This window comes from Sulfobacillus thermotolerans (assembly GCF_039623705.1).
GTDB lineage: Bacteria > Bacillota > Sulfobacillia > Sulfobacillales > Sulfobacillaceae > Sulfobacillus > Sulfobacillus thermotolerans.
Genome location: NZ_CP133983.1, coordinates 616,694 through 632,184 on the forward strand (window position 1 = coordinate 616,694; position 15,491 = coordinate 632,184).

19 protein-coding genes are annotated in these 15,491 nt (G+C 51.2%); 12 read left to right on the forward strand and 7 right to left on the reverse strand.

Annotated features, from left to right (window positions below; translation table 11 throughout):
* Position 1 precedes the first annotated feature (1 nt).
* The 7 genes from ORD20_RS03080 to ORD20_RS03110 all read left to right on the forward strand — a co-directional run bounded on the left by ORD20_RS03080 (position 2) and on the right by ORD20_RS03110 (position 4,873).
* Positions 2-367 (forward strand): c-type cytochrome, encoded by a 366-nt coding sequence (locus tag ORD20_RS03080; RefSeq protein WP_103376219.1) that lies wholly within the window; start codon positions 2-4, stop codon positions 365-367.
* A 63-nt stretch (positions 368-430) separates the two neighbouring features.
* The gene (locus tag ORD20_RS03085; RefSeq protein ID WP_103376218.1) at positions 431-1,306 is read left to right on the forward strand and encodes an N-acetyltransferase; all 876 of its coding nucleotides are present in this window, start codon (positions 431-433) and stop codon (positions 1,304-1,306) included.
* Entirely contained in the window at positions 1,303-2,463 is a 1,161-nt protein-coding gene (locus ORD20_RS03090) for a hypothetical protein (protein ID WP_103376217.1), read from the forward strand. The genes ORD20_RS03085 and ORD20_RS03090 overlap by 4 nt, the downstream gene beginning before the upstream one ends.
* Before the next feature lie 18 nt (positions 2,464-2,481).
* The gene (locus tag ORD20_RS03095) at positions 2,482-3,231 is read left to right on the forward strand and encodes a polyprenol monophosphomannose synthase (RefSeq protein ID WP_103376216.1); all 750 of its coding nucleotides are present in this window, start codon (positions 2,482-2,484) and stop codon (positions 3,229-3,231) included.
* Positions 3,232-3,238: 7 nt separating this feature from the next.
* The gene (locus tag ORD20_RS03100) at positions 3,239-3,715 is read left to right on the forward strand and encodes a GtrA family protein (RefSeq protein WP_242968610.1); all 477 of its coding nucleotides are present in this window, start codon (positions 3,239-3,241) and stop codon (positions 3,713-3,715) included.
* Complete coding sequence (locus tag ORD20_RS03105) at positions 3,645-4,436, forward strand: threonine/serine exporter family protein (protein ID WP_103376214.1); 792 nt, start codon at positions 3,645-3,647, stop codon at positions 4,434-4,436. Before ORD20_RS03100 ends, ORD20_RS03105 begins: the two co-directional genes overlap by 71 nt.
* Positions 4,433-4,873, forward strand: coding sequence for a threonine/serine exporter family protein (locus ORD20_RS03110; RefSeq protein ID WP_173677112.1), 441 nt, complete (start codon positions 4,433-4,435; stop codon positions 4,871-4,873). The genes ORD20_RS03105 and ORD20_RS03110 overlap by 4 nt, the downstream gene beginning before the upstream one ends.
* Here the strand turns inward: ORD20_RS03110 and ORD20_RS03115 are convergent.
* Positions 4,860-5,321, reverse strand: a complete 462-nt coding sequence (locus ORD20_RS03115; RefSeq protein ID WP_103376213.1) for a Fur family transcriptional regulator — start codon at positions 5,319-5,321, stop codon at positions 4,860-4,862. The two genes, ORD20_RS03110 and ORD20_RS03115, sit on opposite strands and share 14 nt — an antisense overlap.
* 74 nt (positions 5,322-5,395) lie before the next feature.
* Positions 5,396-5,689: a DUF2103 domain-containing protein gene (locus tag ORD20_RS03120; RefSeq protein WP_103376212.1), complete on the reverse strand. Its 294-nt coding sequence runs from the start codon at positions 5,687-5,689 to the stop codon at positions 5,396-5,398.
* An 82-nt stretch (positions 5,690-5,771) separates the two neighbouring features.
* On the opposite strand from ORD20_RS03120, the gene ORD20_RS03125 reads away from it, so the two are divergent.
* The gene (locus tag ORD20_RS03125) at positions 5,772-6,275 is read left to right on the forward strand and encodes an NUDIX hydrolase (RefSeq protein ID WP_103376211.1); all 504 of its coding nucleotides are present in this window, start codon (positions 5,772-5,774) and stop codon (positions 6,273-6,275) included.
* Here the strand turns inward: ORD20_RS03125 and ORD20_RS03130 are convergent.
* From ORD20_RS03130 to ORD20_RS03145, 4 genes are all read right to left on the reverse strand, one after another.
* Positions 6,265-6,936, reverse strand: a complete 672-nt coding sequence (locus ORD20_RS03130) for a septum site-determining protein MinC (RefSeq protein WP_103376210.1) — start codon at positions 6,934-6,936, stop codon at positions 6,265-6,267. The two genes, ORD20_RS03125 and ORD20_RS03130, sit on opposite strands and share 11 nt — an antisense overlap.
* 132 nt (positions 6,937-7,068) lie before the next feature.
* Entirely contained in the window at positions 7,069-7,779 is a 711-nt protein-coding gene (locus ORD20_RS03135; protein ID WP_103376209.1) for a hypothetical protein, read from the reverse strand.
* A complete protein-coding gene (locus ORD20_RS03140; RefSeq protein WP_158246341.1) occupies positions 7,772-9,253 on the reverse strand; it encodes a type IV secretory system conjugative DNA transfer family protein in 1,482 nt (493 codons plus the stop codon). The genes ORD20_RS03135 and ORD20_RS03140 overlap by 8 nt, the downstream gene beginning before the upstream one ends.
* A 117-nt stretch (positions 9,254-9,370) precedes the next feature.
* Entirely contained in the window at positions 9,371-10,591 is a 1,221-nt protein-coding gene (locus tag ORD20_RS03145) for a phosphomannomutase/phosphoglucomutase (RefSeq protein WP_430626673.1), read from the reverse strand.
* 280 nt (positions 10,592-10,871) lie between these two features.
* Between ORD20_RS03145 and ORD20_RS03150 the strand changes: the two genes are divergently transcribed.
* The gene (locus ORD20_RS03150; protein WP_103376206.1) at positions 10,872-12,254 is read left to right on the forward strand and encodes a purine-cytosine permease family protein; all 1,383 of its coding nucleotides are present in this window, start codon (positions 10,872-10,874) and stop codon (positions 12,252-12,254) included.
* A gap of 130 nt (positions 12,255-12,384) precedes the next feature.
* Positions 12,385-12,840 (forward strand): GNAT family N-acetyltransferase, encoded by a 456-nt coding sequence (locus ORD20_RS03155; protein ID WP_103376205.1) that lies wholly within the window; start codon positions 12,385-12,387, stop codon positions 12,838-12,840.
* 17 nt (positions 12,841-12,857) lie between these two features.
* Here ORD20_RS03155 and ORD20_RS03160 read toward each other — a convergent pair whose 3' ends face one another.
* Complete coding sequence (locus ORD20_RS03160; protein WP_103376204.1) at positions 12,858-14,057, reverse strand: S1C family serine protease; 1,200 nt, start codon at positions 14,055-14,057, stop codon at positions 12,858-12,860.
* Positions 14,058-14,310: 253 nt separating this feature from the next.
* On the opposite strand from ORD20_RS03160, the gene ORD20_RS03165 reads away from it, so the two are divergent.
* Both ORD20_RS03165 and glpX read left to right on the forward strand, forming a co-directional pair.
* Complete coding sequence (locus tag ORD20_RS03165) at positions 14,311-14,685, forward strand: response regulator (protein WP_158246339.1); 375 nt, start codon at positions 14,311-14,313, stop codon at positions 14,683-14,685.
* 75 nt (positions 14,686-14,760) lie between these two features.
* On the forward strand, positions 14,761-15,462 hold the full coding sequence (gene glpX, locus ORD20_RS03170) for a class II fructose-bisphosphatase (RefSeq protein ID WP_430626506.1): 702 nt from the start codon (positions 14,761-14,763) through the stop codon (positions 15,460-15,462).
* Positions 15,463-15,491: the final 29 nt, after the last annotated feature.

Consider the following 15,491-nt stretch of genomic DNA (forward strand, 5'->3'; position numbering starts at 1 on the left):
GATGACTAAGCGTTGGATAACGTTTTTGGGAGCGGGTTTGCTTATCGCCGCCTCCGGCGTTGGGCTCTATGACGAGACTCAAGTCACGACGCATGTCGTGATGGCGCAGCAAGAGGCTCAGGAAGGCCAAGAGCTTTTTGCGTCATTGTGCCAAACTTGCCATGGACCTGGGGGAGATGGGGCTGGAGGAGCGCCGGTTCTTAACGATGGGGTGACCGTCACGAAATATGCCAATACGTCAGCGCTTGCACAATTTATTCAGAGTCGGATGCCAGCTACCAACCCCGGCATATTAAGCCCCTCGCAAGCGCGTAATCTGGCATGGTATATTATTAAACTGAACCATCGTTTGCCAGGAAATCCCTAAGTGGTTGAAGTCCATGTCCCAAGACGCTACAATGAGGACATGGTGTGAAAGGGAGGGCCACGTTTGTTAAGGTATGTCCGTGCCTCGGTAAATGACCAGGCGAAGGTTGAGCAGTTTTTGCAAGGGGTTCATGATGATTTGTCGGAACAGGTCAACACCTATTTGACACAGGCACAAGGTGGGTTATATCTCGCTCTAGAAGACGACGTTATTGTCGGGACGGCGGTCATTACATTTCCAAAAAGGCACGAGGGATATCTTGGCAGCGTGCGAATGGCACCCCCCCAGCAAGACCGGGATCTATATAAGGAATTTGCAGCCTTCCAACTGAAGGAAGCGCAAAAAGCTGGAGCGCATATTGTGCGTGCTTTAATTAAAGAAGATGACACGTTATGGAGTACTGTGCTCCAAGAAGATTTTGGCTTTAAAAATAGCGGACAATGGATCGTTGGCGAGTTTCAAGGATTTCAAGCTCCTGACGTGCCGCCGCATGATGCGGGCCCGGCCTGGGCGGTGGATAAAGACCGCGTCAAGGACTTTATGCAACAGTTTCCGGGTGCTCTTTGGGTGGGGAAAGATATGTACGTGCCCGAGTCTCTGACTATAGAGGATCTGGAGAATCAGTTTGAGGAAGGTGGCATTGCGGTGGCGCCTCAAGACGCGCGCTTGGCTGTGGACTCCATTGCGGTGTACCGTGTGCGCAACAACGACGCTATTGATATCAAATATTTCAAGAGTCAAGGGCGTTATACGCGCGAGCTGTTGAATTATTTATGGATTGAAGCGCGGGCTTGGGGTGTCCAAAAAATGCGCTTTGGGTTGGCCGGGCAAACGGCGGAACAAATGGCCAAGGCGTTAGACCTGCCGATTCAAAATCAATGGGTTGGTACGGTGTTGGAGCGTCAGTTTGAGGCTCAAGCCTATTCGTTGTCCTCATGAACTTTAGCCGGGTTCGTGCATGGGTCACCTCATGGGGGCCCGATGCCAAAACGGCGCGCGAACTGATCGAACTGCTCATATTTAGTCGGATTGCGTTAATTTTGGCGGGATGGGTCGGATTGGCCCGATTGCCATGGAAATATTATAGTCCGCAATATAACGTTTCAGCGAATCCCGTGGTCTTAATGGGCATTCGCTGGGACGCTTTGTGGTATACAGGAATAGCCATGCATGGCTATTGGTTTCAAGCCCTGGCATTTTTCCCGATGTACCCGTTTTTGATAGCTCTGGTGCATTGGATCACTTTTCTCTCGGTTTATGATACTGCCCTCATTGTCTCTAACATGGGGTTAGTGGGATTTACCTTTGTTTTTTATGCATTGGTCCGCGATGTGTTTGGGGCTGACGTTGCCAAACGCTCGGTGTGGATTGCGGTGATGTTTCCCACCGCCTTTTTTATGTCCGCAGGGTACACTGAGGGCATCTACATGTTTTTCAGCACCGCGGTCTTTTGGCTGGCATACCGGAAAAAATTTTATGCGGCGGGGATTTTTGGGTTGTTGGCGGGATTGACACGCAACGAAGGGGCATTTACGGTGATTCCTCTGCTGTGGTCATATTATCAAAGCTATGGGTGGACGATTCGTAAAGCCTTATGGAGTGTGCTCTTGGTTCCTGCTGGCATTATCGCTTATATGGTGTATCAATGGCGAGATTTTGGCTCACCGCTCGCGTTTATTGCAGCGCAAGGATATTGGGGTCGAAAAATTTCTTGGCCGTGGGTGGGCATTATTTTAGCTTTTAAGACGATCTGGAATGGTAGTCCATTGCAGCCGGACACAATCCTCAGTATGATAGACCTGTGTGCCGCGCTCGGATTTATTGTATTATGGGCATTGGCGTGGTTGAAAAAGTTTCCGGTGGACTGGCTAGCGTATTGGGGCATTCTATTACTTATTGATATCTCGGCTCCGGATATTAACGGCCAGAGTCCCTTGCTGTCTATGTCGCGACTCGTGTTGATTTTGTTTCCGGGGTTCGTGATGATGGGCATACTAGCGAGGAGCGAGAGTTGGCAACGGTTTTTTTATTGGGTTTTTCCCATGTTGCAAGCGACATTTTTTCTGATCTTTGCAACGTGGCATTGGATCGCATAAAGACGAGGAGGCTAATGCATGCGTGCCTTAGTGATTCTTCCCACTTACAACGAATTAGGCAATCTAGGACCGCTCATGGAATCGATTATGGAACAGGGCGAGATGTTTGATGTGCTCGTCATCGATGATGGGTCACCAGACGGTACCGGATTGTTAGCGGATCATCTGAAAACGGTCTATCCTAATCGGGTGGAAGTGATTCATCGTCAAGGCAAGCTAGGACTAGCGACCGCGTATCTGGCAGGCTTTCGGTATGGCTTGAACAAGGGTTATGATTATCTGTTCGAGATGGATGCGGACTTTTCCCATAACCCACAGTATTTGCCCGCATTCATTCAGACCATGATTCAGGAAAAAGCGGATGTTGTGCTGGGTTCACGGTATGTGCCGGGCGGCGGAGCGACTCGGTGGCCATGGTATCGGCGTTTGATTTCTCGGGGCGGCTCACTGTACGCGGGTCTCGTTCTCGGGGTAAACATTAAGGATTTAACGGGTGGATTCAAGTGCTTTAGTCGGCGGGTTCTTGAGGCCATCAATTTGGAGTCAATTGAATCAACAGGCTATGGATTTCAAATTGAGATGACATACCGGGCGGTGCGGTCAGGATTTAAGGTGGCCGAAATGCCCATTATTTTTGAAGAGCGCCGGGAAGGCAAAAGCAAGATGTCTCCGGCTATTTTTGCAGAGGCTCTATGGATGGTCGGCAAATTGCGCTTGGAAAGCGGTTTAGAAGGCGACCGGCGTCCTGCTGATGAGCGTCTCCGGTAACGTGCCGATGCGCATAGCGAAATATCGGGTGATGATTGAGCGCTTTATCCGCTACGGGATTATTGGGGCGAGCGGGGTCGGGGTTAATTTAGGAGTTCTAGCGGTCTTACATCATCTGTGGCCGCACCAAGCGACGGTAACGTACGTCCTAGCCGTGGAAGCGTCGATTATCACCAATTACGTTTTGAATGCTTGGTTTACTTTTAAGGCGTCAGTTCATCTGCATGGGTTTTTACGCTATAATTTGGTGTCGGCGGGTGGCTTAGTGGTACAGACGGCCATTTACCGCGTGGTCCTAGGGCAAGGCATCAATTACATTATTGCCGACTTGATTGCTATTCCCTTTGGCACCGTGATTGGCTTTGTCTTGTCAAACGTCTGGGTTTTTCGGACGCGGGAGGCGTTGTCGTCACATGACTCAATCGAACGACCTGTCACGGAATCCGCATCCAGTGCCTTTAGACGCTCTCGAGGTGATCGTTGAAGCGGGTTTAGCGATGTTGACAAGTGGAGCGGAAGTGGCGCGTGTCGAGGATACCATGGCACGGCTGGCCAATGCATATCATATTGCTCCGGTGGATGTCGTGGCCATGCCCACGGCTCTTTTTGTTGCGGGACCCGATGGCCAAAGCCTAGTGAAACGCATTCAGCATCGCTCGGTGAATTTAGCCGTTGTAGCAGAGATTAACCAAATTTCGCGGGATGTTGCGAAAAATCCGGTGCCCTTGGCCGAATTTCGGCAGCGGCTTGAGGCCGCCAGACAATTGGCGGTGTATCCCCCCTGGGCTACGATTGTGTTTGCGGCGATTGCGGCGGGGTTGATCAGTCAGTTAATGGGGGGCCATTTAGTGGATGTTCTGCCGGCTGCGGTCAGTGGGGCACTCACGCAGATGACACGGCGGGGCATCAGTCATACGCAGATTCCAGCGAACTTGGGGGACATGATGGCCGCAGTGGTGGCAACCTTGCCGGCATTGTTTTTAGCACGATTTGGCGAATTTCAGCCTGGGGCTATTTTAGTGGGCGGTATTATGGTCTTAACGCCTGGTCTTTTGTTTACAACAGCTGTTCGTGACGGCATTGCCGGGGATTTGGTGTCGGCGGTTAGTCGCCTCTTGGAGGCCTTGCTCATAGGTGGTTCAGTGGCGGCAGGGGCGAGTTTGACGCTTTATATCTACTTGAATATGGGCGGGCGGTGGCCATGATTGCGCAATCGCTATTTGCGGGGTTGACCACGATCGCCTTTGGGTTCCTTTATCAGGTCCGCGCCTCTTTGCTGTGGATTTCCGGTGTGATAGGAGCTATCGCGTGGGCGGCGTCCATGGCCGTGCATCTGATGCCCGGAGCGGGGTTGTTGGGTGACTTTGCCGGGGCCTTTGTCGTAGGCAGCTTGGCAGAATTGGCCGCCCTATGGAAGAAAAAGCCGGTCACCATCTTTGTAGTTCCCGCGATTATTTCTTTCGTACCAGGCTATTTAGTGTACGAGAGTATGGTCGCGTTTCTCAAAAACAACTTCAATGCCGGATTGCATTTTGGATTGACGGCCGTGTTTGCGGCCGCAGCGCTAGGACTCGGCTTAGCCTTAGCAACTGCCTTGTTGCGCCCACTTCTGCGCCCCCATCATTTTCTCAATGTGCGCTAGGCCCCGGGTCTTCGGCCTCTTTGGCTTGACATTTGGGACATAAGCCGTGGATTTCGATATCGTGATAGAGGATTTTATATTGATAGGGCTTCACAATCTCGTCGAGACGATGCTCGAGTTGGCAATTATACAAATCAATGACCTCGTTGCAGCCAATGCATACGAGGTGATGATGGTGGTGGCGGAAAGGCGGAATTAATTCGTAACCGACCGAACCATGGCCAATCAGCACAGGGTGCACGACGCCCATCGCCGTAAAGAGTTCTAAAATACGGTAGACCGTCGTTTGATTCATTCCCGTGTCGTGAATTTCTTCCACCAGCGCCGGAATCGATAGGGGTAAAGGACTGGCTTCCAACAAGCGGAAAACATGGAGACGGTCAGGGGTGACGCGCAGTCCTCGTTCTCGTAATGCTGTTTGTAAAAGTTCCTCATGCGCTGCCATCATGTGCCTCCCGTCTTTCCGATATTATGCCAAAGACGCAATAACAAAGGCAAGGCATTAGCCTTGCCCGCCAAATCTTAGCCGGGTTTTGGCAAAAAACCATGGTCTTGCAGTTCTTGCAAAACGTCGTGGGGCCGGGCGCTAATCACGAAAATTTCTTGCGCGGCGCCGCTTGAGCGTCCGATTAGTTTCAATCCGCTTGGGGTAAAGTACTGAAAAGAGTAGCCCATTTGTCCACCCGATTTGGGGCTAATGGTTCCGGGAATGACTCCGTCGACCGACGGCAGAGAGGACAAAAAGCGCAAACCAGGCTCCAATTCGCGGACAACATGATGTTGCCTTTTGATTTTGGATTGTCGGTATTTGGCCATGTGTCGGATCCTGCCCTTCGTTATATGTCTATCGTACCAAATTGCTAGGGGGAAGCCAAATGAATGAAGAGAAAATAGTCCTATGACGCCCAAGTATTGTGGCAATTGTCAAGGACGGTTGCGCAAGATGTCCTTGGCCGGACATGTACGCTTTGTGTGTCCCCAGTGCGGGTTGGTCGCTTATGGCATGGTGAGATTAGGGGTTGCGGCTCTGTTATGTACGCGTAGCGGTGATATCGTCTTAGTGAAGCGAGCACTCCAGCCCGGTTTTGGACACTGGACAATGCCTGGTGGATATATCGAAGAGGATGAGACCCCAAGGCAGGCAGTGCGCCGGGAAATTCATGAAGAGCTAGGGATTACGGCTCCCCAAGAATTGTCGTTAACGGGCGTATACCGAGAAGCGTCCCCTGGGGCAGTAACCATTGTCTACCAAGGCGTTATAACGGACGAGAGGCCCCACGTGCTTGTGGAGTCCTTAAACGTGCGTCCGTTCGCGATTTCTCAAATTCCTTGGTCTGAGCTCTATTTTTTATCCACGCGTGATGCCTTACACGATTGGATTTGCCGTCATGCTAGCTATTAATGAGTCGTGAAATTTTTTCAGTGCCACGCCGGGTCCGCGGTTCTTGTGTGACGATGTCCGGGAGTTTCACATCCGCCCAATGCTGTACGACGATGGCGCCTTCTTCAACATGAGCAAATTCTGGCTCCTCCCCGCGCCCATCGCCTAGGGCCATAATGTCACCAATTTTAATTTGGGTTGGCTGCATTCTCAGCGCAAAGATCCCTGCGGTGCGGTCTTGAGGCTGTCCGGCATAGACAGTGCCACGTAGCCAACCAAAAACCATCACATCACCGGAGGCAATAATGGTAGCGCCGGGATTGACATCGCCTACGATAATCACGTCTCCTGTATGCATGATTTGTTGTCCCGAGCGGATGGTATGGCGCACAATCCGTGGCACCGGAACCGGCTTCTTTTCCTCTAGCGAAATCACGACGGCGGTATCAGACTGCTGAATGCCTTTTAATGTCAGGGCTGGGAAGCGGGCAAAGGTTTGGGCGACTTGCTCAAACAGTGATGGGGTTAAATCCATCGCTCCTACTTCCAAAAAGATTCCCGTGGTCCCTAGAAATTCCTGGCGTGTTTCCAGTGTGTGGGCTAAATCCTCGATAAGTGCCGCTTCCGTGGTGAATCCTGTCGCTAAAAGTCGCAATCCGCGGCGGTCTCCTTTGATTTGCATTCCCCAAAACGCCTCCTTGCTGCCATTAACGGACAATGCGGCGTAAATGCCGCGTATGCTTCTTCAAATTCTCCAAACGCTTGACAAAATCCTGCCCCTGAAGGGAGATAATTTTTCGACACGCTGAGGTCTTTACAAGAAGGTCAGATAATACAATGGGCCCAAGGCGGTGATTTCTTTGGCGTGAATTTGAGCGCCTTGACGTAACAGGATCTGCGCTTGGGGGGCCGTCAACTCTGTTCCTTCCGGCCACATACGGTAGCGAGGGTGTTCACTCAATGCGGCAAGACGCGGAGGAATGGGCGCCTTGTCGCGTACGCAGAAGGGTTCAGGCAATTGGAGAACCGGGCTGACTTGCCATGAGAGGGGTAAGTTCGCGTCATTGACCCAGGTGGTGAGATGGTTGATGCGTCGTGGTCCTCCCGCGGCAATGACCCATAAGCCGAACGGGGGATTGGCAAAAGCTTCAAGTCTGTACATGGCGAGTTTCGATTGCCATTGTTTGGCGGTTTCTTTACCTGTGTCCACTTCAATTAAAATCGGGAGGTCATCGGGGGACATGCGAATCATAGCATCAGGGAATAAGCCAAACGGGGTGCCCCCGGTTTGCCAATGAGTGATAACCGGATAAAGACGGATAAAGCTTTCCGTAATGAGTTCGCGGTGCTTCGCGTGAGCTCCGCGTTGAAACTGTGCACGCGTCCATAGCGCATCGTTCCAAAGAATGCAATCGGCAGGCCAGTCGTTGCCCACGAGGGCTAGGTCAAAATAGTGCTGTGCTTGGTTTGAAGACAGATAGCCGGTAGTCTCCAGCACCAATGGCCATGTGAGGGGATTATTCATGCGGCAAGACCTCTTCCGACAAAGGGATGTGGGGCAATTGCAATAGCAAAGGACGTGTTAATCGTCCGTGCTTTGTAAGCTGGGCATAGGCTCGGCCTCTAGGCAAATACCGCAGAGTGGGCGGGAGCGGATAGGGCGCGGCCAACTGCGAAAATATCGCGGCATCATGGGCGTGAATGCCTCCTAACACCATACGTTGGCGGGCGTTGGCCAACAACGCTTCTTGTAATGGGGGAGAAAGCTGACCCATATCTTGGTGCGCAAGCACTAAACCGACGGAATAGCCGCGAGCTAAAGCCAAGTAGTCGCTGAGGTCGGGGGTGACATATTGGTGAAATTCGTCGAGGTACAGAAAATATGGCGGAACTGTTCCCGCTTTGAGACGGCGGTACGTGGCCATAGCAAGACCATGCCATAGCAAAGTCCCGATGACTTTGGCGGATTCGCCTAGCCGTGCCAGAGACAAGGGGCAAATGACTGAAATTTCATCACGTAGGACGGTGTCCCAATCAAAGTGGCCAGAACCCGTGAGGACGCGGCGGATATCAGGATTGACTAGCAGCAATTCCAGACGATTTAAGAGGCCTTGGCGCTGTTCTTGGGCCGTGCGAGCTCCTATTTGCTTTAACTGCTCGCGAAAATACGCTAAGACACGCAGGTCGTGGGATTGCCTTAGGATATCTTCGCGAAAGGCTTCCATACGCAAGAAGTCTAACACATGGGTGAGGTCTGCTTGCTCGCCCAATGTCTCTTTAACTGCCATCACACTGTACATCAAAAGCACCCGGGATGTCACCGCGTAAAAAGGATGCCCTGCTTCCGTTATCTGATTTAGAGCCCAAGACAATCCTTCAGCGGCCACGTCGGCGGGTCCGCTTAAAGGGTTATAATGTGCGCAGTCGGCACGATGCGGATCAAAGTAAATCACCGTGGCGTGATGACGCAAAGCGGCTTGATAGGCTGTGTAACTTAAGTCTCCTTTGGGCTCGATTAAGGTGATAGCCCGTCTGGCGCGCAAATCTTGTTCAATCAAGGGCATGAGTATGCTTGAAGACTTACCGGAGCCCGTCGGGCCTATGACGTGTAAATGCATGTAGCGGTCAGACAGATCAAGTTGAATGGGGACATGCCAGGGGACGACGCGCCCTAATGTCGTCAATGGGCCTGAAGGGTGCCGCTGATGATACCGTGCATAGAGGAGTGCCACCACCATCAGAATGGCGAAGGCCCACGGGACCAGGTCAATTGCCAGAGAAGCGGACAAGACTAGCAAGGCAATAGCCTTGCGCCGAGTCAATGAAAAGCTTGCGAACCCCAAACCCAACGCTAAAAGGCCAAGGTCATCTCCCCCTGAGAGCAGGCGCGGCTGTTGAAAAAGGCTATGAGCTAATCCGTCTGCTAACGCGGTAATGGTCCAAAATGGCACAGCGATCCAAAATATTCCCTGAATAAGCGGAGCAATCCAGCGACGCATCGTCATCCCCCTTTTCAATTCGACAAAATTCGACATAAGAAGCGGAAATCCTCTAAAAGGGCACAAAAAAATCCGTTCCCTTAGAGCAAAGGGAACGGACTGGAAGAGACGATGGGATTATTCGCCAGCCCAATTAATCTCATGAAGATACGGGAAAGCGCGAAGTTGTGATTCTAAGTCTTTCGTAATTTCTTCCAGATGCTGGTCTGTATCGGCTTCTGCGCGAGCGACGAGGGCGGGTTGGGTATTGGATGCGCGAATTAAACCCCAACCATGAGGGAAATTGACACGCAATCCATCAATATCAATCACGCTGACGTCTGTTCGGTTTTGATAGAGGGCGCGCAGTGTCGAGACCACTTCCGATTTTTTATCATCGGGACAATCAATCCGCACTTCTGGGGTTGCGGGCTTCAAGGGAACGTCTGCTAAGAGCTCGGATAGCGACTGGGGACTGTGAGATAAAATGCGGAACAGGCGTCCGGCGGCATAGAAGGCATCGTCAAACCCGTAATATTCATCAGCGAAAAACATATGGCCAGACATCTCGCCGGTAAAGACAGCACCGATTTCCCGCATGCGCGCTTTAATGAGGGAGTGGCCGGTCTTGAAAAATTCCGGTTGCCCCCCTAAACGTGTAATTTCATCGACTAACGTCTGCGAACATTTGACTTCGACAATGGCACGGGCACGGGGATGGCGTGCTAAGATTTCACGCCAATACAAGATCATCAGGCGATCGCCCCAAATAATTTGTCCCGTATTGTCCACCACGCCTATCCGGTCGCCGTCGCCATCAAATGCCACGCCTAAATCGGCTTCGGTTTCCTTAACTTTGGCAATCAAGTCCGTCAAATTTTTGGCGACAACGGGATCCGGATGATGATGCGGGAACGTAGGATCGGTTTCGCAATACAGGCACTCAGCATTGACACCAAAGGCTTGCATTACATCTTTTGCAAACAAGCTCGGCGTTCCATTTCCGCAGTCGACGACGACCCGTAAAGGCTTGGGGCCTAATTGGATTTTTTCTTTAAGCATGGATAGATAGGCAGGAACCGGATTGGCTGTTGTGCGCTTTCCGGTGCCTTGGATGAAGTCGCCAGCCTCCAAAATGCGGCGCACTTCTTGTATTTCATCTCCATAGAGGGTGGCGGGACCGTGGGCCAATTTAAAACCATTATATTCGGCGGGGTTGTGCGACGCGGTAATCATGACCCCCCCGTCAATATTAAAGTGGACGCGGGCAAAATAAAAGATCGGAGTGGTTACTTCTCCGATATCGATGACGTCAACACCCGTGGATAAGAGGCCTTCGGTTATAGATCCACGTGACAGGGTGGGGAACTGGCAGACGCATGACAATTAAGGCGGCGCTGACGCCTCCTAAAACATGGGTATAAGCTTTCACGACATCTCCTCTTTGTTCCATGAAAGATGAATGCATGTTGCAGTAGAACAAATTCCAAGGGCTATCGTCAACAGCCGTAGGGACAAATCGCTTCATGAAATGGGAATTGTGCACAAAGCTATGCATTGACTTATTCCGAACGTTTATATAAAATTCGTCTGTTATCGTTCGGAATCATATGACGCAAGATATAGGCGGAGGTGGACAATGGCGGAACGCAGTGCGCAAGGAACTCAGTACGGGACAGAAGTGGTTCGGATTGAACCGAAAGGGATTGAACATGTTGAGGAGACCGAGCGGCACGGGCATGTGTCTTCGGTGTTTACGCTGTGGTTTGGTGCCAATGTCGAGCTGGCGACATTGACTACGGGAACGGCTGCGGTGAGCCTATTTGGACTTAGTTTTGGTCAAGCTGCGTTGGGACTTATTATTGGCAATATTTTGGGCGTGACCTTGTTAGGATTAGTGTCCACCTTTGGACCGCGGTTGGGCGTGCCTCAAATGGTTCATTCCCGGGCGCCATTTGGGTTTTTTGGCAATTTTTTGCCGGGGGCTTTGAACGCCATTGCGGGAGTAATGTGGTTTGCCGTCAATACGGTTCTTGGTGCTTTTGCCTTTGAAGCGCTGTTTCATACGGATTTTTTTGTCGCCTTGTTGGTGATGGTCTTAATTCAGGTCATTGTTGCCGTCTACGGTCACAACATGATTCACGCCGTAGAACGGTTTATGGCGATACTGCTGACCCTTGTCTTCGTAGGGGTTTCGATTTTTGCTTTTGCCCATGCGAACTATGCATTGCCGTTTAATGCCAAGTCAGTTTTAGGGCAATACACCGGACTCGGCGGTGGGATTATCGAAGCCGTCGGATTAGCGTTGTCGTATTTGCTAGGGTGGACGGTATTTGGCTCCGACTATACGCGCTATTTACCATCAACGACTCCCCCTTCCCATGTGTTTTTTAACGCGGCTTCGGCAAACTTTATCGCCGGCGTATGGTTAGAATTGGTTGGCGTGGCTTTGGCGACGATTTTCCCCAAAGCGGCGGCAGGCGCTGATCCAATTTCGCTCTTATCAGGTATTCAACCGCATTGGATGGTACCGGTCGCATTGTTTGCGGTCATTATCGGAACGGTGACCGCGGATGTGCTCAACATCTATTCAGGTTCCTTATCGGCTTTGGTGATTAACATCCCACTCAAACGTTGGGTAGCGGCTATTCTCGTGGGGTTGCTGGGTGGAATTTTGGCGTGGATTGCGCGTAATTCCTACTACTTGGACTTTGAAAACTTCTTATTTCTTTTGGCGTATTGGTTGGCGCCATGGACAGCGGTGGTCCTTGTGGATTTCTTTGTGGTGCGGCGCGGACGTTATCACACCGATATGTTTTATGATCCCAGGCGTGTCATTCGCCCCGGATTTTGGGCATGGCTTATCGCTATCGTGGTTTCCATTCCCTTTTTCAATCAGGCGTTGTATGTTGGGGCCTTTGCCAACCGCTATCCCCATTTAGGCGATATCTCCTATTACGTCAGCTTCATCGTGGCGGGTGTGTTGTACTGGATTATTGGCACACGGACCGCACGGGATTAACATCTACTAAATTCGAACCATGGCCAGCTCCAAAGAAAATGGAGCTGGCTTTTGTTATGAGAAGGAATTTTGTGCACCGAGCGCGAAATATTTCATAAAATGAAGGCGAAAACGAAGCGAGGCGAGGGCATTGCAGATTCGTCCCTACCGTCCCCAGCAGGACTACCGGGCTGTTTTAAACGCACAGTGTGACTTATATAAAATCAATTTTCCCCGATTTGTCTGTACCCCGGCTTTTTTAGCAGAACAGGCGCAAAGGTTGCGGGCGGCTGCTAAACGTCCCTTTGAAAATGGGATTTTTGTGCTTGAAGATGGGTTGGATTTTGCAGGATTTGTTTGGGTGGCCATACGTATGGATTTACAAGGCACATATGGTTCGGTGGATCAAGTCTACCTCCAAGAGGCGTACCGGCGCCGCGGCTTGGGCAAGCTGTTGATGGATACTGCCCAGGCGTTTGTCTTAAAACAAGGCATTAAGGTGGCGCGTTTATATGTTACTGCGGAAAACCACGATGCGGTCAAGCTTTATGAACGAGAAGGATATACGGTAACGCGTTTAGAAATGGAGAAGCCCTTGGCCGAATAAGACCAAGGGCGATGTCCTTAAAAATTAAATCCCGTAGAAGGTGGGGTGATCGCGCGATTGGGTTCTTGGCCGATGGTAACGGTTTTGGTGATGGTCTTTCCTTGGTCATTGACCGTGATCGCGACGTTTTGTCCCACTTTGGTTTTACTTACCAAGTTCTTTAGCTGCGTGGCGGTCGTCACGGTTTGCCCGTTGAACTGCGTAATGACTTCTCCTGCTGAGAGGCCGGCCGACGCGGCGGGAGAGCCGGGTTCTACGTAGGCAATGACAACCCCTTTGCTGGTTGGTAAGCTGTATTGTTTAGCCATGGCTGAAGAGTCGGTCGCAATAAACACGCCTACCCATGGTTGGCTCACATGGCCATATTTCATCAACTGGGGCAATACCTGCTCTACGGTCGAGGTGGGGATAGCAAAGCCAATGCCTTGACCTTGCGTGGAGACCGCGGTATTGATGCCCACGACTTGCCCTGCTAGGTTTAATAAAGGCCCGCCGCTGTTGCCCGGGTTAATCGCGGCTGATGTTTGCAACAAATTACGGTAGTTGCGATTGCCGATCGTCAACGGACGGCCCTTGGCACTGATGACGCCTACCGTCACCGTATGGCTTAAATCATAGGGATTGCCGATGGCAATGGCCCAGGCTCCGACCGGGGTTTTGTTCGAATTGCCAAGGACTAAGTATGGCAAAGGCTTAGGCGCCGAGATTTTCAACACCGCCAAGTCCGCTTGATAGTCGGTGCCGACGCGTGTTGCGGTAAAGGGTTTTGTATACCCTGGCACGTACACTTGTATTTTGTTGGCGTTGTGAATGACATGATCATTCGTAACCAAATCGCCTTGACTGTTGATGAAAAAGCCGGATCCAATGTCCGTTTGCACTTGAGTTGTGGATGGCAAACTATTGCCAAACAAAGATCCAAAAAATGGGTTAAAATAGGGTGAAGACGAAATAGACGTCGACTCAGGCACTGTGGCCACGATTTTGACGACCGCATCTCCATCCCGTTTCACCACATTGGATATGGTGTCAGGGCCGAGCGGCAATGTCGGGGGTGTGTAAGATGCCACGGTAGCAAATGGGGGCTGATTCGCCGCTTTGGCTAGCGGGTGCGATGGGTTGAGTTGGTTATAGGCAAAAAGGCCTCCGCTTACAGCGCCTGCGCCGACGGCGAAGCCGACTACGGCTGCGGTAACGGTCCGCGTAATAGGACGCACAGGAATCATCTCCTTTTGTATGTAATCAAGACCCAAGACACGATTTTCTTCGGGCTTTGTTTGAAAGTAGTGTACCCGGGACTTGTTACAAAACCGTTACCAAAATTGCGTAACCCTACGACGTTTTGTGGTGGGAATAACGGCATCAGTCAACCGCCGATTTTATTTGGAATAAATAGGAATATTACTGTGAAAACCGAATCATTTGGAATATAGTTGTAATTAACTAGGAACCTAAGGGATGGGTTTACTAATGCATATTTGGCTCATTGATGATAATCAGGCATTGCTGGATTTGCTTGTTTCGTGCCTTGATGAGGTGAATGTCTGTCCTCGCGCCTTCGCGACAGCTCAAGATGTGATATACTTGTCAGAAAATTTGGCTATGGCCCCGGATATCATTGTAATGGATTGGACCTTGCCCGATTTACCTGCCACTCATTTGCTAGACTATCTGGTGCGGATGTATCCCACCGCTCGTCTTGTCGTGATGTCAGGAGACTTTAGTATTGAATCGCGGTTGCCCTATGGAGCCCGGTTTTTAGCAAAGCCGTTTCGATTAGCAACATTTCGGGAGATCGTGATGGAAATTGCCGCCGCGGTGACTGAAGCGTTCCCCAGCGATTAACTTGGTTCTTGCTAAATTCCCCTCGTTTGTGATAGCATACAGCCGCATCTTAAAATTTTTATGGCTAATTTCTAGGTGGATCCGCTAGAAGGAACAAATTTGGTGGCCAAAGGAACGGCAGGAGCCATAGCAGTCATGGCAGTCGCCCCGGAAGGCCACCTTTTGCATGCACCCGACATGTATATGGAAAAAATTGTGGCAGGCGCCGCAGGGGTGGGGGTCATCCATCTCGATGCCCCTATTGAAGACAACTTAAAAGCTTTGGCGGCTAAAACCCATCGCGACGTCAGCGATTTAACCGTTGTCTTGTTGGACCGGGAGCGGCATGAAGAAACGATCCGGCGGATTCGTGCTGCGGGAGCGCGGGTCAAGCTTATTACGGATGGAGATGTGTCTCCGGCCGTTGCCGCGTGCTTACCTGGTTCGGGCGTCGATATGCTGGTGGGAAGTGGTGGAGCCCCTGAGGGTGTCATTGCGGCCGCCGCGGTCAAGTCTTTAGGGGGTGTCATGGAAGCGCGGCTGATTCCCGAAGATGACACCCAGTTGGACAGGTTGCACAGTATGGGCGTGCGCGATGCACATCACATCTTAACTGTGGATGATCTCGTCAAAGGGGATGATGCCATCTACGTGGCCACAGGTATTACCACGGGGGATTTGCTTAAAGGGGTGACGTATGCACCAGGCATTTGCACTACCCATTCGGTGGTGATGCGCTCACGCTCTGGAACTATTCGCTATATTACGGCCGTTCATCGCATTGCCGAGAAATCGTAAGCCAAAAGAGATGGCAGGGAGGATACAGT